The sequence below is a fragment of the Actinosynnema sp. NPDC002837 genome (genome assembly GCF_040295345.1).
GTDB lineage: Bacteria > Actinomycetota > Actinomycetes > Mycobacteriales > Pseudonocardiaceae > Actinosynnema.
In genome coordinates, this window is record NZ_JBEOVG010000078.1 from 23403 (window position 1) to 44299 (window position 20897).

16 protein-coding genes are annotated in these 20897 nt (G+C 71.3%); 2 read left to right on the top strand and 14 right to left on the bottom strand.

Going from position 1 to position 20897, the window contains the following annotated elements; genetic code table 11:
- Nucleotides 1-30: 30 nt before the first annotated feature.
- The 8 genes from ABTZ99_RS34905 to ABTZ99_RS34940 all read right to left on the bottom strand — a co-directional run bounded on the left by ABTZ99_RS34905 (nt 31) and on the right by ABTZ99_RS34940 (nt 13339).
- On the bottom strand, nt 31-3297 hold the full coding sequence (locus ABTZ99_RS34905; protein WP_499617523.1) for a galactose-binding domain-containing protein: 3267 nt from the start codon (nt 3295-3297) through the stop codon (nt 31-33).
- The gene (locus ABTZ99_RS34910; protein WP_499617525.1) at nt 3294-4724 is read right to left on the bottom strand and encodes a glycoside hydrolase family 43 protein; all 1431 of its coding nucleotides are present in this window, start codon (nt 4722-4724) and stop codon (nt 3294-3296) included. The genes ABTZ99_RS34905 and ABTZ99_RS34910 overlap by 4 nt, the downstream gene beginning before the upstream one ends.
- Nucleotides 4725-4753: 29 nt before the next feature.
- The gene (locus ABTZ99_RS34915) at nt 4754-7252 is read right to left on the bottom strand and encodes a glycoside hydrolase family 127 protein (protein ID WP_499617527.1); all 2499 of its coding nucleotides are present in this window, start codon (nt 7250-7252) and stop codon (nt 4754-4756) included.
- Nucleotides 7253-7347: 95 nt separating this feature from the next.
- Nucleotides 7348-8190: a hypothetical protein gene (locus ABTZ99_RS34920; RefSeq protein ID WP_499617529.1), complete on the bottom strand. Its 843-nt coding sequence runs from the start codon at nt 8188-8190 to the stop codon at nt 7348-7350.
- A gap of 63 nt (nt 8191-8253) precedes the next feature.
- Nucleotides 8254-9060, bottom strand: a complete 807-nt coding sequence (locus ABTZ99_RS34925) for a carbohydrate ABC transporter permease (RefSeq protein WP_499617531.1) — start codon at nt 9058-9060, stop codon at nt 8254-8256.
- Nucleotides 9057-10022 carry a carbohydrate ABC transporter permease gene (locus tag ABTZ99_RS34930; protein ID WP_498775592.1) on the bottom strand — a complete coding sequence of 322 codons (966 nt, stop codon included), beginning with the start codon at nt 10020-10022 and terminating at the stop codon, nt 9057-9059. The genes ABTZ99_RS34925 and ABTZ99_RS34930 overlap by 4 nt, the downstream gene beginning before the upstream one ends.
- Nucleotides 10023-10041: 19 nt before the next feature.
- A complete protein-coding gene (locus tag ABTZ99_RS34935) occupies nt 10042-11310 on the bottom strand; it encodes an ABC transporter substrate-binding protein (RefSeq protein ID WP_499617533.1) in 1269 nt (422 codons plus the stop codon).
- 115 nt (nt 11311-11425) lie between these two features.
- Nucleotides 11426-13339, bottom strand: a complete 1914-nt coding sequence (locus ABTZ99_RS34940; RefSeq protein ID WP_499617535.1) for a glycoside hydrolase family 127 protein — start codon at nt 13337-13339, stop codon at nt 11426-11428.
- Between the two features lie 168 nt (nt 13340-13507).
- On the opposite strand from ABTZ99_RS34940, the gene ABTZ99_RS34945 reads away from it, so the two are divergent.
- Nucleotides 13508-14533 (top strand): LacI family DNA-binding transcriptional regulator, encoded by a 1026-nt coding sequence (locus ABTZ99_RS34945; protein ID WP_498775598.1) that lies wholly within the window; start codon nt 13508-13510, stop codon nt 14531-14533.
- On the opposite strand, the gene ABTZ99_RS34950 is transcribed toward ABTZ99_RS34945, so the two are convergent.
- Nucleotides 14507-15286, bottom strand: a complete 780-nt coding sequence (locus ABTZ99_RS34950) for a TetR/AcrR family transcriptional regulator (RefSeq protein WP_499617538.1) — start codon at nt 15284-15286, stop codon at nt 14507-14509. The two genes, ABTZ99_RS34945 and ABTZ99_RS34950, sit on opposite strands and share 27 nt — an antisense overlap.
- Before the next feature lie 230 nt (nt 15287-15516).
- Here ABTZ99_RS34950 and ABTZ99_RS34955 point away from each other — a divergent pair, with 230 nt between their 5' ends.
- A complete protein-coding gene (locus tag ABTZ99_RS34955; protein ID WP_499617540.1) occupies nt 15517-16092 on the top strand; it encodes a GNAT family N-acetyltransferase in 576 nt (191 codons plus the stop codon).
- Nucleotides 16093-16232: 140 nt separating this feature from the next.
- Here the strand turns inward: ABTZ99_RS34955 and ABTZ99_RS34960 are convergent, their stop codons facing one another.
- The 5 genes from ABTZ99_RS34960 to ABTZ99_RS34980 form a co-directional block, all read right to left on the bottom strand.
- On the bottom strand, nt 16233-18536 hold the full coding sequence (locus tag ABTZ99_RS34960) for a heavy metal translocating P-type ATPase (protein WP_499617542.1): 2304 nt from the start codon (nt 18534-18536) through the stop codon (nt 16233-16235).
- A complete protein-coding gene (locus ABTZ99_RS34965; RefSeq protein ID WP_498775606.1) occupies nt 18529-19473 on the bottom strand; it encodes a DUF8832 domain-containing protein in 945 nt (314 codons plus the stop codon). Before ABTZ99_RS34965 ends, ABTZ99_RS34960 begins: the two co-directional genes overlap by 8 nt.
- 107 nt (nt 19474-19580) lie before the next feature.
- On the bottom strand, nt 19581-19787 hold the full coding sequence (locus ABTZ99_RS34970) for a heavy-metal-associated domain-containing protein (protein WP_498775608.1): 207 nt from the start codon (nt 19785-19787) through the stop codon (nt 19581-19583).
- A gap of 52 nt (nt 19788-19839) precedes the next feature.
- Nucleotides 19840-20121: a metal-sensitive transcriptional regulator gene (locus tag ABTZ99_RS34975; RefSeq protein WP_498775610.1), complete on the bottom strand. Its 282-nt coding sequence runs from the start codon at nt 20119-20121 to the stop codon at nt 19840-19842.
- A 237-nt stretch (nt 20122-20358) separates the two neighbouring features.
- Complete coding sequence (locus ABTZ99_RS34980; RefSeq protein ID WP_499617545.1) at nt 20359-20550, bottom strand: hypothetical protein; 192 nt, start codon at nt 20548-20550, stop codon at nt 20359-20361.
- Nucleotides 20551-20897 lie beyond the last annotated feature (347 nt).

The following is a 20897-nucleotide window of genomic DNA, read 5'->3' on the forward strand; positions in this document are numbered from 1 at the left end:
CGACCGGTCCCCCTCTTCACACCCGTCCGGTCACCCGAAGGCCTTCACCTCCAGCAGCCCGACCGAGTCCGTCCCGCTCTGGAGCACGACCCGCAACCGCGTCGTGCTCACCGGCGTGAACGTCACCTCCTGGTAGGCGTCCGTCGCCACCGGGTACCCGCTCGCACCGGCCACGTCGACGTAGGCCGACCCGTTCCAGTGCTGCACCTTCCACGACGCCGGCACGCGCACTCCCCCGTTGTCGTCGAAGAAGTACACCCGCGCCGAGCGCACCGACTGCGCCGAGGTCCACGTCAGCTCGGCCCACTGCTCGCCGGTGTTGGGCCAGGTGCCCCACCGCGGGTTGACGGTGTCGTTGGACGACGGCGGGTCGACGCCGTCGTTGATCGCGGCCACCGACTCCCACGGCGAGGTGTACGAGGCCGACGGCGTGGCGGACCCGGCCAGGTTCGGCGGGGGTTGCGGATCCGTGCCGCCGCCCCGGTTGTAGGCCTTCACCTCGGTCAACCCGGTCTTGAACCCGGACGCGTGCGTCACCTGGACCCGGATCCGCTGCGTGGACACCGGCGTGAACCGGACCCGGTTGTAGTTGGCCTTCGGCGTCGTCGGCGTCTTGCTCTGCGCCGCCGCGGCGACCCACGCCGAGCCGTTCCAGTACTGGACCGCGTACGACGACGGCGCGCGGTACCGGTTGCCCGCCCGGTCGTCGCGGAAGTGCAGCCGCACCTCGTCGACCGTCCGCTGCTGCCGGAAGTCGATCTCGTAGTGGTCGGTGCCGTTCGGCGATCCCGACGTGCCCCACAGCGGCTCGTTGGTCGGGAACCCGTCCACCGCCGCCCCGACCGACGTGCCGGACGCGGTGTAGGACGCCGTGACGCCCGCGCCCTGCGCCAGGTTCGGCGTGGTCGAGGTCAGGTCGACGCCCGCCTTGGCGAACACGTCGACCATCCGCGCGCTGCCGTGCGCCACGTTCTGCGGCGCCTGCAACCCGCTGACCGGCACGCTGTGGTTCACCGTGCCCGCACCGGACGGGAACGTGACCTCGCCGTTCGCCGGGTTGTAGAGCACCCGGGTCAGCCGGTCGACGGTGAACGCGCGCGTGCCGTTGAGGTAGACCGAGTAGCCCTGCGGCACGCCGTTGTAGCGGGTGACGCCGTCGGCCGGGTCGTCCCACACCACGCTCAGGTCCATGTTGCGGTAGCGCAGGTTGTTGACCGCGAAGTGCGACCAGCCGATGTTGATCGGCGACAGCTCGATCCGGCTGTCCGTGCGCGGGCGCAGCCCGGCCACGTCCTCCACCACGGTCCAGTTGCTGCTGCCCAGGATGTTGTGGTGGATCCACGAGCGGTAGTCGATGGTCTTGGCGCCCGCGTTCCAGTTTGCCCAGAACTCGTTGGCGTCGGGCCACTGCGTGTTGCCGCCGACGTACTGCGCCCAGGTGTTCCAGTAGAGCAGCTTCTTGTAGTCCTCGGCGGTCATCCACTGGTTCGGGTAGTTGCGCAGCACCGAGGAGTACAGCCGGAACTGGACCGTGGAGTTGATGGTGGAGAAGTTGTTCGAACCGGGGTGGCCCGCCTGCGCCGCCTCGGCCTTGTCGCGCTGGTTGGCCGTGTAGAACGGGAACACCGGGTACTCGGCCGGGTCCGCGAACAGCCGAAGCGCCTGCTTGTACTGGTCGGTGTTCGGCATCAGGCCGACCGAGAACGGGTAGTAGTTGTTGATCTCCTTCCACGGCACGTGCGCGTTCGTGGCCACGTGCTTGTGCTCCAGCAGCTGCCGCGACGGGTTCCACAGCGTGGTCACCACGCCGTTGCGGATCCGGTCGGCCAGCGCCTGCATCTCGCTCGCCTTCGCCGTGTCGCCGATCAGCGCGTACGCCTGCTGCGCGGCCGACGCGCCGCTCCACACGTACGCGGTCTCGGCCCGGTCGAGGTTGCCCGCGCGCCAGTCGAACGACACCGCGTCGGCGTCGTTGCCGGTCATGGCGCCCCAGTCGTACTCGATGACGCCGTTGTTGTTGGTGTCGAACGTGGCCAGTTGGCCCTTCACGTCACCTTCGGCGTACTTGGCCAGGTTGCCCGCGATGGCGGGCTGGCCGCCGTGGATCTGGTAGCTGCGCCACGCCGCCTCGGAGATGTACTGGGTGTAGGAGTTGGACCAGTTCTCCGGGTCGCCGGGGTTGTCCATGAACCGGCCGCCCTTGGACGACTGGCCGACCGACAGCCACGGACCGTACGAGTAGACCGGGTCGCGCAGGTACTTCAGGTCGTCGATGTGCATCGGCTGGGTCAGCGCGATCGCGTTGTTGTAGCCGGTGACGCCCTCGATCGAGACCGGGAACTGGAAGTCCTGGCCAGGGATGTCCACGTCGAGGTGGTTGAAGCGCATCAGCCACCAGCGGTAGTAGACGTTCTTCTTGATCGCCGGGTCGGGCACGTCGATGTAGGGGATGTGGTCGGCCCACCAGCGGTTGTAGTCGCGCACGTGGGTGGCGAACGCGACCGACGGCGAGTGGCCGCGGTAGGCGTTGTACTCGGTCAGCGACTCGGGGATCTCGTCGGTGACGAAGCCCATCACGACCTTGGTGGTGGTCGACTGGCCGGCGCCCAACGTGACGGACCTGGTCAGCGCGCCGCTCGCGGCGGTGAACCCGTCGCCGGACAACCGCGGCCGGATGGTGGTGAGGTTGTTCTTCACCTGCCGCGAGCCGGTCAGCTCCGCGCCGCTGACCGTGGTCGCGTACGGCGAGGTGACGCGCAGCGGCAGGGTGGCGGACGCCGAGCCGGTGTTCGTGACGGTCAGGTTGGTCACGGCGACGTTGTTGTGCGTGATGAACTTCGCCACCTCCACCCGCACGCCCGTGCCGGTGTAGACGCCCTTCCAGTGGCTCGGGGCCTGCCACCGGCTCGACACCTGCTCGGTCAGCGTCCCCGAGCCCACGGTGACGGCGTAGGCGTTCTGGCTGCTGATGTTGTCCCAGTACGCGGCGTTGCCGCCGAAGCCGATCACGGCCGGGTTGTGGGTGTACATGAACGCGCCGCGACCGCGGGTCATCAGCCACGGGCCCGCCGGGTCGTTGCCCGGGCGGGCGAGCAGGCGGTCCATCCAGAAGTCCGTGCCGCCGCTCTCGGCGTCGTAGATGGCCTTCATCGTGCTGCCGGTGCTGTAGCCGACCGGCGGCGCGGGGATCGAAGGTCCGTTGAACGTCGGGTAGCCGATGGTCTGGGCGGCGGAGGCGCTGGGGACCGGCGCGAGGAGCGCGCCGAGCACCACCGCGGTCGCCAGCCGTCGGGTCACGCCTGGAAGGCTTGCCATTCCAACACCCCCGTCGAGAAGTCGGGCTTCGAGGTGATCGACAACCGCAGCCGCGTGGTGTTCACGGCGGTGAACGTGGTGGTGTTGAACGCGTTGCCCGCCACGCCGCAAGCGGACTGGCCGGGCACGTCGACGTACCCGCTGCCGTTGAAGTACTGGACCTTGCACGACGCGGGCAGGTCGATGCCCTGGTCGTCGTCGAACCAGTACGTGGCCACCTTGTTGATCGAGCGGCTGGTCGGCCACTGGTACTCGACCCACTGCGTGCCGCGCTCGGGCCAGTTGCCGTAGGCGAGGTTCGAGCGGTCCGCGGAGCTCGCGGGCGTGCCGCCGTTGTTGAGCGCGGCCAGTGACTCCCACGCCGAGACGTGCGAGGTGGACGCGGTCGCCGAGGTGGCCAGGTTCGTGCCCGTGCCGGGGTCGGCGCCGGGGTTCGGCGGCGGACCGGTCGTGGTCTGGGTGACCTTGCGCATCGTGCCGTCGGCGTTGAAGTGCAGCAGGTCCACCGCGACGGACCGGCGGAAGTTGCCGCCGCCGGGCGCGTTGGCGTTGTGGTAGACGATGTACCACTGCCCGTTGAACTGCACCACGCCCGCGTGGTTCGTGGTCGAGGAGACCCGGTCGAGCACGACGCCGCGGTGCGTCCACGGCCCCAGCGGGCTGGTGGCCGTGGCGTAGCGCTGGCAGGCGTAGTTGGAGTCGGTGACGCAGCCGTTGGTGTCGTTGGCCGCGTACATCAGGTAGTAGAGGCCGTTGCGCTTGAACATCCAGGGCGCTTCCCAGAAGTTCGCCAGGCCCTGCGGCGTGATCACCGCGCCGTCCAACTCGATCATGTTGGGCTTGAGCTTCGCCGCCCGCGCGCCCCAGTAGCCGCCCCAGTAGATGTAGGACTGGCCGTCGTCGTCGGTGAACACCGTCGGGTCGATGTTCAGCCCGGACGAGTTGGGCGTGCCGTCGCTGATCAGCGGACCGCCCTTGGCGTCGCGGAACGGCCCGAGCGGGCTGTCGCCGACCGCGACGCCGATGTCCATCCACCCCGCGCCGTTGCCGTTGACGGAGGTGTACCAGTAGTACTTGCCGTTCTTCGCCTCGACCTCACTGGCCCAGGCGTCCGCGCCCGCCCACGGGAAGGTGCCGATGTTCGCCTTCGCCCCGTGGTCGGTCCAGGTGGCGGCATCGGTCGAGGAGAGCACCCGCCACTCGCGCATGACGAAGTTGTTGGTGCCGGTGGGCGCTTCGTCGCGGCCCGCGTAGACGTACAAGGTGTTGCCGACGACCAGTGGCGCGGGGTCGGCGGTGTAGACGCTGGTGATGATCGGGTTGGCCGCGGACGCGGCCGGTGCGACGGCGGCGGAGGCGACGAGCGCGAGTGCCGCGCCCAGCTTCACCGCCCGATGTCGGGTGCGCATGGGTGAGTCCTAACGGTGGGGGGTGGTGGCTAGCGGCCGGTCGCGTGCAGGTCGGCCACTTCGGCGGCGGTGAGGGCGCGGCCGTGGACCCGGAAGCCGTCCACGGCGCCGTCCAGGTAGGGGTCGCCCGCGTACTGGGAGCGCCCGATCCAGTTCTGCGTGGTGCTGCCGAGCGCGGACGGCCGCACGGTCAGCGCCGTGTTGCGGGCCGCCTCGACGCCGTTGACGTAGAGCACGCCCAGGTTGCCCGCCTGCGTCACGGCGACGTGCGTCCACGCGCCGGCGGGCAGGGGTGACGGCGCGTCGATGCGCTGCTCGGCGCTCGCGCCGCCGGTGGTGATGGCGAACCGGGCGCCGCCGGCCGAGCCGCGCGGGGTCAGGAACAGGTAGGTGCTGGTGCCCGCGCCGAAGTCGAACACCCGCGCCCACGTGGTCACGGCGCCCAGCCACACCCAGGTGGCCACGCTGAACGCCGTGGCGCCCGCCAGCAGGCCGGCCGGCAGCAGCACGTGCTCGCCCGCCCCGCCGAGGTCGACCGCCGAGCCGGTGCGCCCGGTGGTCCACCGCGCGCCGCCGGCGAGGGTGGCGGTCCGGCCGTTGCCGGTGGCGTCGGCCGCCACCGAGCCCGCCGCCTCGTCGAACGGGTAGTGCGCGATGAACGGCGGCGGCGCGGGCGTGTCGGTGACGTTCCAGTAGACCGTGTAGCGCTGGCCGTGGGCCTGGTAGAACGGCAGCAGCGTCACCTGGCCCGTGCTCGCCGTCGCCGTGTAGCGCAGCGGGGTGGTCGTGGCCCGCAGGGTCCCGGGCTGGAGCGTCGGCATCGACGTCAGGTCGGTCGTGCCGTAGCCGCCCGCGAGCACGATCGGTCCGTGCTTGACCGCCTGCACGGCCGGGTTGTCCGGCGCCGGCTCCCGGGTCAGCGCCATCGGCAGGCTGAGGTCCACCACGTCACCGTTGCTCCACGTCCGGTCCAGGCGGGCGTACGTGCCCGGCACGGTCGGCACGTCCTGCACCGCGCCGTTGAGCTTGAGCTGGGCGCCGGCGGCCCAGGACGGGATGCGCACGCGCAGGTCGATCGGGCCGGACCCGGTGACGGTGAGGCGGGTGGACGGCGACTCGGGGAACGAGGTGTCCTGCCGCACGGTGATCCCCCGGCCCGGCCAGGTGAGCGTGGAGGCGATGAACAGGTTGACGTACAGGGTGTTGCCGGCGTGGAAGTAGATGCTGTCGGAGTGCTTGGTGTTGGTCTCCATCCCGGTGCCGTGGCAGCAGGTGAAGTCCTGGTAGTCGTTGCTGTACGTGCGCCGGCCGCCGGGCCGCAGCGGCACGTAGTAGCTGTGGTGGCCGTGCGCGGACGCCGGGTCCTGCCCGCCGAGCAGGTGGTTGTAGAGGGCCTTCTCGTGGAAGTCGAAGTAGTGGGCCCTCGGGTCGGTGCGGAACAGCTGGCGGGTCAGCTTGAGCATGTTGTAGGTGTTGCAGCACTCGCACGTGTGGTCCGACAGCTCCGACGCGATCCGGCCGGGCGCCTTGAAGTACTCGCCGTTGGAGTTGCCGCCGATGGCGTAGGTGTGCGTGCCCACCACGATGTTCCAGAAGTTGGTCGCGATGTCGCGGTACCGGGTCAGGCCGGTGGCGTGGTACTCGCGGATCGCGCCGACCGCCTTGGGGATCTGGGTGTTGGCGTGGTAGCCGTTGAGCGCGTCGACGTTGTTCGCCAGCGGGTCGAAGATCTCGGCGTGGTCGAAGTACTGCGCGGCGGTGAGGTGCGCCGGGTCGCCGGTGAGCTGGTAGAGGTTGGTCAGCACCTCGTTCATGCCGCCGAACTCGGTCTTGAGCATGTTCTGCCGCTGCGCCAGGGTCAGCCGGCCGTTGCGCCAGCCGACCCACGCCGCCATGCGGGTCAGCACGGTGAGCGCCTGGGCGTTGCCCGCCAGCAGGTGCATGTCCAGCAGGCCCGCCAGGATCTTGTGCAGGGTGTAGTAGGGCGCCCAGACCTGCTGGCGTGCTTCCACGCGGTCGATGAAGCTCTCCGGGAACGCGGACAGGTAGCCGGTGTTGAACCCGGCGGCCTGAGCCCGGTCCTGGCAGGTGGCGAGCTGGGCGACCAGGTAGTCGCCCTTGGTGCGGAACGCGGTGTCGCCGGTGCTCGCGTACGCCTGGGCCAGCGCGGTCAGCACGTGACCGGTGGAGTGGCCGCGCAGCTCGGTGGTCGGCGACTCCCACCCTCCACAGGGGACGACCGACGACGGCAGGCCGACGTTGAGGCGGAAGGTGTGCAGCAGCCGGTCGGCGTCGAGGAACTTGAGGTAGGCGTGGGTGCGGGAGGTGTTGGTCTGGAACGGTCCGGCCAGCAGCGTCACCGCGCCGAGCGGGAACGCGTGCGCCGACGCGCCCGTGTCCGGTCTCGCGGCGGAGGCGACCGGGTCGGCGGCGGCGGCGGTGCTGCTCAGGGCGGGCAGGGCGGTGGCCGAGGCGACCACCGCGCCCGCTCGCAGCACGGCACGACGTGATGGAGTGGGCATGGACATGCGCGTCACCTTCCGTGACGTGGTGGCACAGGACTCGCGGTGGGGAGGAGGGCCGGCGCCCCCGGGGTGCAGGGCCGCGGGGGCGCCGGCGTCGCTCAGCGGCCGTAGCGGCTCTTCAGGTGCCGCCACCAGTCGCGGAACATCCACGCGTCGAACTCGGTGATGTTCCGGGCGCTGCCGGCCTTCATGATGAAGCTCGACACGCCGGTGGGCGTCCAGTCGTAGAAGTCGTCCAGACCGAACGTGTGCCCGATCTCGTGCAGCAGGATCGTCACGTCCGTGCTGCCGAGATTGTTGACGAAGTACTCGCTGCCCATCCGCTGGCCCCAGTCGCCGCCCGCGCCGCCGCCCATGCCGGCGGTCAGCCACAACGACTGGTCGTAGTGCCGGGGCACCCCGCCGGGGCAGTTGCGGTACTGGCCGTCGCGGACGAAGAACCGGCCGCACTGCTCGGCGCACTGCGGCGCGTTCTCCCGGATGTTGTTGACGTAGATGTCGACCGAGTTGTCGCTCCACTGCAACGTGCTGCGGTCGCGCACGGCCCAGCCGACGACCTTGACGGGCACCTGCGCGTAGGGCCAGTTGTTGTGCCCCACCATCAGGTCCGTCCACTTCTTGTACTGCTCGGCGAGCTTGGCGTGGATGCGGTCGCGCAGCGACGCGCTCACCGGCGCCGACGAGTCCCACCGCACGCAGAAGTTCAGGTAGCCGCCGTTGACGAAGACCTGGTCCCAGCCGTAGTTGCGGAACCCGTGCAGGTTGCCGTACGTGCTCTCCTGGTGCGACCACACCTGGTTCAGCGGGGTCACCAGGTTCGACGGCGGGCTCCACGTCGCCGGGTTGGCGGCGGCCGTGACGTCACGCGCCTGCTCGGCCTGCGCGACGCCCGCGCCGCTCACCGCCAGCGCGAGGACCACCGCGCCGAGCACCGTTCTCATCCATGATCGTGACACGATCATCTTCCTTCCGATTGCCGGACGAAGCAGCATCGGACAGCGGGGTCAGCCCTTGACGGCGCCTGAGGTGAACCCGCGGACGTAGCTGCGTTGCATGGCGGCGAAGAGCACGAGGCAGGGAACTGCCATGAACACCACCCCCGCTTCGAGGGCGGCGTAGTCGATCGACCCGTGGCTCGCGGTCCGCATGTTGACCACGGCGAGGGTGGTGGTGAACTTGTCGGTGGAGTTGAGCAGGATCAGCGGCGCGAAGAACTCGCTCCACGAGGTCAGGAACGCGAACAGGCCGACGGTCACCAGGCCCGGCCGCACGGCGGGCAGCATGATCCGCACGAGGGTGCCGGCGCTGGTGCAGCCGTCGACCCGGGCCGACTCCTCCAGCTCCAGCGGCACGGCCTCGAACGAGTTGCGCATCATGAACACCGAGAACGGCAGCTGGAACGTGATGAGCACCAGGCTCAGCCCGACCAGCGAGTCCTCCAGCCCCAGCCACCCCAGCAGCACGTACAGGGCGATGAGGATCGTCGCGTACGGCACCATCAGGATCGCCAGCGTGAGCAGGAACAGCGCGTCGCGGCCGGGGAACCGGAACCGGCCGAACGCGTAGCCGCCGAGGGTGGCGGTGAACAGCGTGCCGCCCACCGTGAGCGCGCTGACGACCACGCTGTTGAGCACGTGCTCCAGCCGCACGCCGTTGGCGGAGGTGAACAGCCGGGCGTAGTTCTCCAGCCCGAACCCGGTGTCCGTGCGCACGGACGCGAACCCGGCCCACACCAGCGGGAAGAGGAACAGGATCGCCAGCGCCGTGCCGGTGACGTAGTAGCCCCGGCGGTTGCCCGCGGTGGTCTTCACGACGACCTCCGGCGCAGCACGCGGAACTGGATGGCGTTGAACACCACGAGCACGACCAGCAGCACCACCGAGATGCCCGCGGCCGAGCCGAGGTCGAGCCGGATGAACGCCTCCCGGTAGATCACCATCACCAGCGAGGTGGTGCTGTTGTCCGGCCCGCCGCGGGTGAGGATCCAGAACTGGTCGAACGCGAGCAGCGAACCGGTCGTCATCAGGGTGAGCACCAGCGCGATCGTGGGCCGCATCAGCGGCACCGTGATCCGCCGGAACGTCTGCCACCGGTTCGCGCCGTCCACCCGGGCGGCCTCGTAGACGTCCGGTGGGATCGCGTGCAGCCCGGTCAGCAGGATCAGCATGGTGAACCCGGCGAACCGCCACAGCACCAGCAGCACTGCGGACCCGAGCGCCGAGCCCGGGCTGCCGCTGGTCCACGACACGTACCCGTCGACCAGCCCGAGCCACGACAGCAGGTCGGTCACCGGCCCGATCTCGTCGCTGAGCAGGCCGAGGAACAGCAGGGACGCGCTGGCGAACCCGACCGCCGTCGGCAGGAAGAACGCGGTGCGGAAGAAGCCGACGCCCGGCCGCCGGTGCTGCACCAGCAGCGCCAGCCCGAACGCGACCACGAACAGCAGCACCGTGATGACCACCGTGTACTTGACCGTGAACCAGGCCGCGGAGCGGAGCAGCTCGTCCTCGCCGATGCCGCTGTAGTTGGCCGGCGCGTTGAACTTCGCCTTGCCCAGCAAGGGCCAGCGGTGCAGGGACATCCAGACCACGAGCGCCAACGGCACCAGGAAGAACAGCCCCACCACCACGGCGGTCGGCGCGGCGTACGCGGCCCCGACGAGCGCGCGCAGCCGACGGCCCCTCCGCGCCGGTCGCGACTCCGAACGCGGTCGGGGTGCGCGCGCGCCCGGTGCGGCCGTCGTTGCCGGGTTTGACGTCGTCGTCGTGGACATCCGAGCCTCCGGTGGCTGCTCAGCCCTGCTGGAGCGACTTGGTGATGGCGGTGTTGCCGTCGGCCAGCGCCGTGCCCGCGTCACCGAACAGCGCGCCCCGGACGGTTTGCAGCCACGGGCTCTGCGGGTCGTTGAACGAGACGTTGAAGTTGCGCGCGTACGGCGTGCGGCCCTTGGCCACCAGGCCGTTGACCAGCACGGTGCGCGGGTCGGCCGAGGAGTACTTGTTCTCCGCCAGGTCGGTGCGGGTCGGCACGCCCTTGTTCTTGGCGACGACCTCGACCTGCGCCTCGTCGGACGTGGTCCAGGACAGGAAGTCCCACGCCTGCTCGGCCTTCTCCGAGGTCGCGCCGATGCCGAGCGCGTCACCGCCGACGAAGGTCGACTCGCCGCCGGCGAGCCCGCTGATCGGGGCCACGCCCAGCTTCAGGCCCTTCTGCTCCAGCGCGTCCAGCCAGACCGACGGCGCCGGCGCGATGCCGACGTTCCCGCTCTGCAACGCGCCGAGCCAGGTGGGACCGGCCTCGTCCTTCGACGCGGGCGCGGCCACGCCCTGCTCGTACAGCTCGCGGTAGAGGGCGAACACGTCGGCCATCTCCGGCGAGTCGACCCTCGCCTCCTCGCCCTCGGGGTCGAGCACGTCGCCGTTCGCCGCCCAGACCGACGGCCACAGCGTGAACTCGACGCACCCGCCGCAGTTGCCGCCGAAGTACGTGCCGTTGACGTCACCGCCGAGCTGGTCGACCTTGCGGGCGTGGTCGGCGAACTCGCGCAGGGTGCGCGGCGGCTGCTCCGGGTCGAGGCCCGCCTTGGCGTAGAGGTCTTTGTTGTACAGCAGCACGGACAGGTCGATCGTGTGCGGCAACGCGAAGTTCGCGCCTTCCCACGTGCCGGCCTTCAGGTGCGACGGCGCGAGCCGGTCCTTCACGGGCAGCGCGGCGAGCCGCTCGGTGATGTCGGCCCACAGGCCCTGCGAGGCGTACTGGGGCGCGAACACCACGTCGGCCGCGAACAGGTCGGGCAGCGACTTCGCGCCCGCCGCCGACGCGAGCTTGGCCGGGTACTCCTCGTTCGGGTAGGCGGTCACCTCCACCTTGTTGCGGTGGGTGGCGTTGTAGGCGTCGGCGTAGGCCTTGGAGACGGATTCGGTCGCCGCGCGGGTCCACAGCGTCAGCACCGCGCCGTCGTCCGCGCCCGCCGGGCCCTCGGCCCGCTGGTCGCCGCACGCGGCCAGCACCAGCACACCCGCCGCCACGGCGGAGGCAATGCGAAGCCCTCTGGTTTTCACCGGTCTCTCCTTTGAGCACGGTCCGGGTGGGTCATCAGGTGGTGGTCGGTCGGGGTCCTGCGTCGGTCGGGGTCCTGCGTCGGTCGGGTCCCGGGTCGGTCGGGTCCCGGGTCGGTCAGGTCCTGGGCAGCCAGACCCGCATGGTCGAAGGGCCGCCGCGCGCCCAGCGGTGGTACGGCACGAGGGTCAGCGGGGTGGTCGGCCCGGTGGCGCCGTCGGTCGGCTCCGGCGGTCCGTAGGGCCACGCGTCCGGGCGCGGCGCGTCGAACCGGGCCTGGACCTCGACGCCCGCCTCCGCGTCGACCGGCGGCACGGTGTCGTCCACGCGCAGCGCGTCGAGGTCGGCGTCGCCGTCGGACTCGGCGCAGTACACCAGCGGCCCGCGTTCCACGGCCACGCAGCCGCGCGTCGCGTCGATCCTCGGGTCCGGCGCGGTGAAGCGGGGCCGGGTCGGCAGCTCCAGCCGGATCTCCTCGCCGACCGCGAACGACCGGTACACCACGATGTCGCCCACCGGCACCTGCCGCCGCCCGTGGGTGGTGACGAGCTCCGCGCCCACCGCCCACCGCGGCACCCGCAGGGTGATCGACCACGGCTGGTCGTCGGTCTTGGTCACGCGCACGGCCACCGTGCCCTCGTCGGGGAGACCGGTGCGCACCTGCAAGCCCACCTCGCGGCCGTCGTCGAGCCGGGTGGAGACCTCGGCGTCGACGTACTGGTGCAGCCGCACGCCCGTGTCGTCGGCCGTGACGAGGTAGCACGAGAGCCCGGCCAGCAGGCGTGCCGCGTTCGGCAGGCAGCACGACACCTCGAACCACGGCGCCCGCGGCCCGCCGCCGAACCCCAACTGCTCCTCGTCGCGTGCCAACGCGGCGGTGGGCGTGCGCTGGTGCAGGGTGTGCGCGTAGAAGAAGGACCGGCCGTCGTCGCCGATCGCGGTCGCGACGACGTTGTAGAGGATCCGCTCGATCACCTCGTCGTAGCGACCGTCGCCGGTGGCCAGCAGCAGCCGCCAGGCCAGCATGATCGCGGCCACCCCGGCGCACGTCTCGGAGTACGCGCGGTCCGACGGCAGCACGAAGTCGTCGCCGAACGCCTCGTCGGCGTGCCGCGAGCCCATGCCGCCGGTGAGGTACGTGCGCCGGGCCAACGTGCGGTCGAACTGGGCGGCGACGCTCTGGAGCAGCTCGTCGTCGCCCGTCTCGACCGCGACGTCCACCGCGCCGGCGGCCAGGTAGAGCGCGCGCACGGCGTGGCCGTGCAGGACTTCCGCCTGCCGGACGGGCCGGTCGTCGCTGAAGTACGACCAGCCGAAGTGGTGGCGCGGCAACGTCCGGTGGCCGCGGCGTTCGACGAAGAGGGCGGCTTGGTCCAGGTAGCGCTGCTCGCCGGTGAGGCGGGCCAGTTCCACCAAGCCCAGCTCGATCTCGGGGTGGCCGCAGACGCCGGGCGTGCCGTCGGGTCCGAACGCCTCGCAGACGTGGTCGGCGGCGCGGCGGGCCACGGCCAGGAGCGGGTCGTCGTCACCGCCGCGGGTGCGGGCCCGCGCGACGGCGGCTTGCAGCAGGTGCCCGGTGCAGTAGAGCTCGTGGCCCCACAGCATGTCGCTGTACCGGGCGGGTTGGCCCGGGCGGCCGAACGCGGTGTGCAGGTAGCCGTCCGCCGCCTGGGCCGCCGCGATCGCGCCGGTCAGCTCGGTGATCTGCGCGTCGAGGGCGCCGGGCGCACCCGTGCGGCCGACCTCCCAGGACATCGCCTCCAGCAGCTTGTAGACCTCGGAGTCGGTGAACTCCCGGCCGCGGCGGGTGGCGGAGCCGGCGTCGGGGCCCGCGAAGTTGCCGGTCCAGCCGAGCCGGTCCATCCACGACCGGGCGTGCGGGATGGTGGCGGTGGCGTTGACGTCCTGGCGGGCCCGCCAGAAACCGCCGGTGATGCGGACCTCGTCCTGGCCGAGCGGGCGCAGCTTCCCCCGCGACGGCACGACGGGACGTCCCCCGACGGCAGTGGTGCCCGGCGACGTCACTGTCATCCCAACCTCCCGCGGTCCGGTGTGCTCGTCCAGCACTCTGGCAGCCGAAAACCTTTTCGGCAATCGTCCTTGTGGTGTCTCGGAAACGTCGTCCACGATGGCGGTTCATGGTCGTGAAGAGCGCCTACAATCGATTCGGCGTTCGACAAACTTTTCGAAAGGCTTTCGATGGGCAGACGGCGGTCCGACGCGGTGACCCTCAGCGACGTGGCGCGGCTGGCCGGCGTCTCGATCTCCACCGCGTCCAAGGCCATCAACGCCAGGGACGAGGTCGCGCCCGCCACCCGCGAGCGCGTGCTGCGGGCCGCCGCCGAGTTGTCGTTCCAGCCCAACGCCCTGGCGCGCGGGTTGATCTCGGGGCGGACGCGCACCATCGGCCTGCTCACCGACGAGCTCGGCGGCCGGTTCGCCATCCCGATCCTGCTGGGGGTGGAGAACGCGTTGGCCAACGAGCAGATGTCGGTGCTGCTGTGCGACGCGCGCGGTGACGCGATCCGGCGCCGGCACTACATCAGCACGCTGCTGGCCAGGCAGGTCGACGGGTTCATCATCCTGGGCGACGACAACGACATCCGGCCGTCGCTGACCCGCGACATCCCGGTGCCGGTCGTGTACGTCTACTGCGAGTCCAGCGACCCGGACGACCTGTCGGTGATCGCCGACGACGAGGGCGGCGCGCGCCTGGCGGTGGAGCACCTGGTGTCGTTGCAGCGCAAGCGGATCGGCCACATCACCGGGCCGCAGACGTATCGCGCGGCCCGTGACCGCGTGACCGCGTTGCACCGGGTGCTCGCCGAGCACGGGTTGGGGCTGGCGGGCGGCGCGCCGCTGTACGGCGAGTGGTCGCAGCGCTGGGGACGGCACGCGGCCCGGATGCTGCTGGCCACCGATCCCGAGGTGGACGCGGTGTTCTGCGGCAACGACCAGATCGCGACGGGGGTCGCGGACACGTTGTCCCGCTTGGGGAAGCGGATACCGGAGGACGTGGCGATCGTCGGCTACGACAACTGGGAGGACTTCGCCGCCGACTGCCGGCCGCCGTTGACGACCGTGGACCTGGACTTGGAGCGGTTGGGCACGACGGCGGCGCGGTACCTGTTCGACGCGTTGGACGGGAGGCGGCCGTCGGGGGTGATCCGGCAGCCGTGCCGGTTGGTCGTGCGTGAGTCAACCTCGGCGATCGGGCATGCGTGAGCCGGGTTCGTGGGGGTTGGGTCCGGTGTTGTGGGGTTCGTGGGTGTTGTCGGGTTCGTGGGGCTCGTGGGTGTTGTCGGGTTCGTTGAGGGCGTTGGGGTCGTCGGGTTCGAGGAAGAAGGCGATGCCGTCCAGGACCCGGTGCAGGCCGAAGTCGAACCAGCCGTCCAGGTCGGCGGTGGTCGGCGGGTCGGCGGCGGCCAGTTCGGTGAGCCAGGGGTAGCGGTTCGAGCCGACCACGCCCCCGAGGCGGCCGAGCCGGGCCTGCCACCAGCTGCGCGAGCTGACGCCGGTGTCCCGGGCCGCCTCGAACTCGGCCACCGCCATCAGGGCTGTGCCCTGCACGTACCCGCTCACCAGCAGGTACACCGGGAGCGCGGTGCGGTGGTCGAGGGCGAGGGCGGAGAGGAAGCGGTCCACGGTCTCCAGGAGCGAGCGGCCCAGTGGCGGGCGGGTGGTGGCGAGGGCGGTCAGCGACCACGGGTGCCGTTGGTAGAGCGCCCACTCCTCGCGGGCCTCGTGTTCGAGCAGGGCGCGCCAGCCGGTCGCGTCGGGCGGGGGTGGGCGGTGCTCGGCGAGGACGGTGTCGACCATGGCCGTGACGAGGTCGTCCTTGCCGGACACGTGGTGGTACAAGGACATCGTGGAGGTGCCGAGCCGGGCGGCGACGAGTCGCATCGAGACGGTGGCGAGCCCTTCGGCGTCGGCGAGCTGGATGGCGGTGCGGACCACCAGGTCGCGGTCGAGCGGCACTGCGGGCACTTTGTCCACAAAGGACCGTCGAGGGTGCGCGCCGTCCTTGCGCGCGCGGTAGGCCCGTGCCTGGCAGGCCCGGCCGCAGTACCGCCGCGGTCGGCCCCGGGTGGGCGGCGCGAGTTCGGTGCCGCAGTGCGCGCAACGCACGGTCGACCTCCTTTTCGTCACGCTGCTGTTGTGTGACGTATACCGTCGAACATGCTTGGGCGTTGGGAAACACTGTTCTTGTGTACAGCGTACAAAGAATCGCCGATGTCGATGAGCTGGACCGGATCGCCCCCGTGTTCGCGGCCGCGTGCGCGGACGAGGCGGTGACCGCGTGGGCGATGACCGGCCACGACTTCACCGAGCTGTTCCGCGAGTGGCTGGCCCGCGCGTTGACCGAACAGGAGGTGGTGGTCGCCGAACGTGACGGGGTGGTCGTCGGCGTGTCCACGTGGATGGCGGTGGAGTCGGCCGAACCCTTGCGGCGGCAGGCGGACGCCTTGGCGGAACAGGCCCGGGCGAACCCGGCGTTGCGGCGGATGGCGGCGGCGGTCGCGCTCCCCCACCCCGACGTGCCGCACCTGTACCTGGCGTCGATGGCGGTGGTGCCGGAGAGCCGGGGGCGAGGCGTGGGCAGCGCCATCCTGCGCCACCGCCTCAGCCGTGCCGACGCCGAGCGCCAACCGGTGTACCTGGAGGCGAGCACTGCGCGCAGCGCCGCGCTCTACGCCCGGCACGGCTTCACCCCGTCCGGGGCCCCGATCGCCCTCCCCGAGGGCGGCCCGCTCCTGCGCCCGCTCTGGCGACCCCCGCACTGACCCGTGTGTCGAACGTTCAAGCCCCGCGTGTCGAACGCTCAGATCCTGCGTGTCGAACGCTCAGGCCCTCGAGTTCAACCCTCAGGTGCACGTGAAGTGGCCCGGAGCCACGTTCGGCTCCGGGCCACGGTGCGGCGCGGTCAGACGGCGGCGGGCACCTTGTCCTGCGCCGACTCCGCCGAACGGCTCGGCCGCGAGTCGGTGGTCGCGGTGCTGCGGAACCCGCGCAGCCGCAGGCTGTTCGACACCACGAACACCGACGAGAACGCCATCGCGGCACCCGCGATCATCGGGTTGAGCAGCCCGGCCGCCGCCAGCGGCAGCGCGGCGACGTTGTACGCGAACGCCCAGAACAGGTTGCCCTTGATCGTGGCGAGGGTCCGCCGGGACAGCCGGATCGCGTCCGCCGCCGCACGCAGGTCGCCCCGCACGAGCGTCAGGTCGCTCGCCTCGATCGCGGCGTCGGTGCCGGTGCCCATGGCCAGGCCGAGGTCGGCCTTCGCGAGGGCGGCGGCGTCGTTCACGCCGTCACCGACCATCGCCACGACCTTGCCCTCGCCCTGGAGCCGGGCGACCACGTCCACCTTGTCCTTCGGCAGCACCTCGGCGATGACCTCGGTGATCCCGACCTCGGCCGCGACCGCGCGGGCCGCCGCCTCGTTGTCACCGGTCAGCAGCACCGGGGTCAGGCCGAGCGCGCGGAACTGGCGGACCGCTTCGACGGACGTCGGCTTCACGGTGTCCGACACGACCAGGACCGCTCGCGCCTCGCCGTCCCACGCCACCAGGACCGCGGTGCGCCCCTTCTCCTCCGCCGCACGCTTGGCCTCGGCCAGCGGACCGTCCAGGTGGACGCTCCACTCGGCCAGCAGGCGCTCACGCCCCACGATCAGCGCGTGCCCGTCGACCACGCCCTGCACGCCCAGTCCTTCGAGGTTCTGGAAGCCCTCGACCTCGGGCAGCTCGCCCGTCCGCTCGAGGGCACCGGCCGCGACGGCCTTGGCGATCGGGTGCTCGGAGGCGTGCTCCAGCGCACCGGCCAGCCGCAGCACCTCGTCCTCGTCGACGCCGGGCGCGGTGTGCACCGACACCAGGCTCATCCGCCCGGTGGTGACGGTGCCGGTCTTGTCCAGCACCACGGTGTCGACGCGCCGGGTCGACTCCAGCACCTCCGGCCCCTTGATCAGGATGCCCAGCTGCGCGCCGCGCCCGGTGCCGACCAGCAGCGCGGTCGGCGTGGCCAGGCCCAAGGCGCACGGGCACGCGATGATCAGCACCGCGACGGCCGCCGTGAACGCGCCCGACACGCCACCGCCCGCGCCGAGCCAGAACGCCAGGGTGCCGACCGAGAGGGCGATCACGACGGGCACGAAGATCGCCGAGATCCGGTCGGCGAGCCGTTGCGCCTGCGCCTTGCCGTTCTGCGCGTCCTCGACCAGCTTGGCCATCTGCGCCAGCTGGGTGTCGCCGCCGATCCGCGTGGCGCGGACCACCAGCCGACCACCCGCGTTGACGGTCGCGCCGACCACCGCGTCACCGGGACCGACCTCGACCGGCACCGACTCGCCGGTCAGCATGCTCGCGTCGACCGCCGAGCTGCCCTCGGCCACCACGCCGTCGGTGGCGATCTTCTCCCCCGGCCGGACCACGAACCGGTCGCCGACCGCAAGGTCGCCGATCGGGACGCGGACCTCGCGCCCGTCGCGGAGCACGGCGACGTCCTTCGCGCCGAGTTCGAGCAACGCGCGGAGGGCGGCGCCGGCACGGCGCTTCGACCGGGCCTCGAAGTAGCGGCCCGCCAGGATGAACGTCGTCACCCCGGCCGCGACCTCCAGGTAGATCGCGCCGGCGCCGTCGGTGCGCGAGATCGTCAGCTCGAACGGGTGCGTCATGCCGGGCGTGCCCGCGGTGCCGAACAGCAGCGCGTACAACGACCAGGCGAACGCCGCGATCGTGCCCATCGAGATCAGCGTGTCCATGGTGGCCGCGCCGTGGCGCAGGTTCGCCCACGCGGCGCGATGGAACGGCCACGCGCCCCAGACCAGCACCGGCGCCGCCAGCGTGAGGGAGATCCACTGCCAGTAGGTGAACTGCAGCGCCGGGACCATGGCGAGCAGGATCACCGGGACGGAGAGGACCGCGGACACGAGCAGCCGCTGCCGGAGCACGGCGGTCGGGTCGTTGGCGGTCGGGTCGTTGGGGGTGTCCGGGGTGTCGGTCGAGGGGGTGGGCGGGGGCAGGGCGGCTTGGTAGCCGGCTGCCTCGACCTGCTCGACCAGGGTCCGGGGGTCGAGGTCGGCGGGGAACGTGACGCGCGCCTTCTCGGTCGCGTAGTTCACCGTCGCGGTCACGCCGTCGAGCTTGTTCAGCTTGCGCTCGATCCGGGCCGCGCACGAGGCGCAGGTCATGCCGGTGATCGCCAGTTCGATCCGGGTGTCAGCCATGGCCGTGCTCCTCCTCCGCCCCTTCGGCGTGGGCGCCGTCGGTGCCCACGGTGAACTCGGCCGTGCGCACGACGCCGTCGTGCTGGAAGTCCAGGAACAGCCGGTAGCCACCGGCCGACGGCACCTCGGCGACGAATGCGATCTCCGGGCCGGCGGGTGTCCTGCCGTCACCGGGAGCGCCCTCGGGGTGCACGTGGAGGTAGGCCAGGTCGCCCTCGCGCAACGCCACCAGGTGACCGTACGCCGCCAGGTAGGGCTGCAGGTCGGTGACCGGCACGCCGTCCTTGCTCACGGTCAGCCGCACCGGCGAGGCCTTGCCGGGCACGAGGTCGCCGTCGAGGCGGACCTGGTAGCCGTCGACCTCGGCGACGCGCGACGGCTCGTGGGCGCGCGGTTCGAACGCACCCGCCGCGTTGACGTCGACACCGAGCGTGACCCCTTCGCCACCGGTGGGCTTGAAGTCGGCGAACACGCGGTAGCTGCCGGCGTCGGGCAGGTCCAGCGGCACGGTCCACGTGCCGTCAGGCGCCATCTCGGGGTGGACGTGCCGGAAGTTGGAGGTGTCGCGGCGGACGGCGATGAGGTGCATCCGCTTGTCGTGCTCGACGTCGTAGGCGGTGACCGCCGCGCCGTCGGGGCCGAGGATGCGGAAGGAGAAGGAGTCGGTTCCCGTGGTCAGCGTCGTGTCGGTGGGCGTGAGGGTGTAACCGCCCCTGGACGACGCCAGCCCCGCGGGCTGGTCGTTGCGCGCGGTCTCCGCGACGGTGCCGCTGTGGTCGTCCCCGTGGCCGGCGCCCTCAGCACCGGACGTGTCGTCGTGGCCGCTCGGAGCGGCTTCGACGGCGAAGGGACCGACAGCGCTACCGGCCGCCCAGGCGCCACCGGCGACCAGGGCGAGTACCGCACCGTAGGCGGAGAGCTTCGCTGCTGTGTTCATTGGTCAGTCCTCGAGACTGGTGGAGCCCGTCACGTCCGACGGGCTCCGGGGTTCGGCTGCTGTGCCGTGATCAGGTCCTGGTCGGGATTGATCGGGGTGGTCGTGGGTCAGCCCGCGAGGGCGTAGCCCGCTTCCTCGACGGCCGCGCGGACGTCCGCCTCGGCGACCGGGGCGGCGCTGGTCACCTTGACCGCGCCCGTCGGCAGGTCGACGTTCACGCCGGTCACGCCGTCGATCTTGGTGACCTCTTCGGTCACGGAGGCGACGCAGTGGCCGCAGGTCATGCCGGTGACGGTGAAAGTGGACTCGGCCATCGGGTGCTCCTGGTTCGTTGATCCGGTGTGACTCGGGTGGCGTGCGCAGCCGCTAGGAACGCACCAGGCGGGCGATCGCGTCGCTCGCCTCGCGGACCTTGGCGTCGGCGTTCTCGCCACCCTGGGTGAGGGCGTCCGCTACGCAGTGCTTCAGGTGCTCGTCGAGCAGACCGAGGGAGACCGCCTGGAGCGCCTTGGTCGCCGCGGCGATCTGGGTCAGGACGTCGATGCAGTACTCGTCGTCCTCGACCATCCGCTGCAGCCCGCGGACCTGCCCCTCGACCCGGCGCAAGCGCTTGAGGACGTCGTCCTTGCCGGAGGTGTAACCCCGCATGTCCACTCCCTTCGGTCACCTGTTGCGTGCCCGTCAGGGATATTCATACCCCTGGGGGGTACCTGAGTCAACTCGGACGTCAGGTGGGGTGACTGGCGTCACCCACGGAGGGGCCAGGCGCGCACCCTACCCCCGTACTGTATCCGGGGTTGGGCAATGAACGGTTGGAGGCCGCCTGGGGCGCGGTGAGGCCGCGGTGGGAGGGAGCGGCCGGGAGAGGCGGGAGGGAGCGGCCCGTCAGGCGGTGCAGCGGAAGCAGAAGTGAGGGCCGACCGGGCGGTCCAGGCCGTGCCAGCCCGCGGCGACGGCCTGTGCCCAGAGCGCCGGCCATCTGGTGGCGGCCTCATCGGGCCGGTTGTGCACACGTCCGCAGTGGTCGCAGATCAGGACGAGCGCGGACACGTGGTGGTCACCGGGGATGGCGGTCACAGTGCGGGGATCGACTTCCTCGTCGGGTGTGGTGCGGGGTGGTGGTGCGAGGTGGTGGTGCGGGTGGTGGGGCGGGGTGGTGGGGCGGGGTGGGGCAACCCGGGATTCTTGTGGTGGTGCGGGGGGCGGTGGCTCGGAAACGCCCGCGTCGAACCTTGCGATCAGCTTGCGATCCCCGGCGGGGTGGTGCGGTGTCCGGCAATCTGGTGCAGGTGCGGTGGTTGAGGCTGGCTCGGATCGACGATTTCAGTCCGGCTCGATTTGACATGGGGCCCTTACGGGCACCCCAGGCAGGCCAAAGCCGGGCAGGCCTGGCGGGAAAAGCGTCCGCCAAGCCTGCCCGGCTT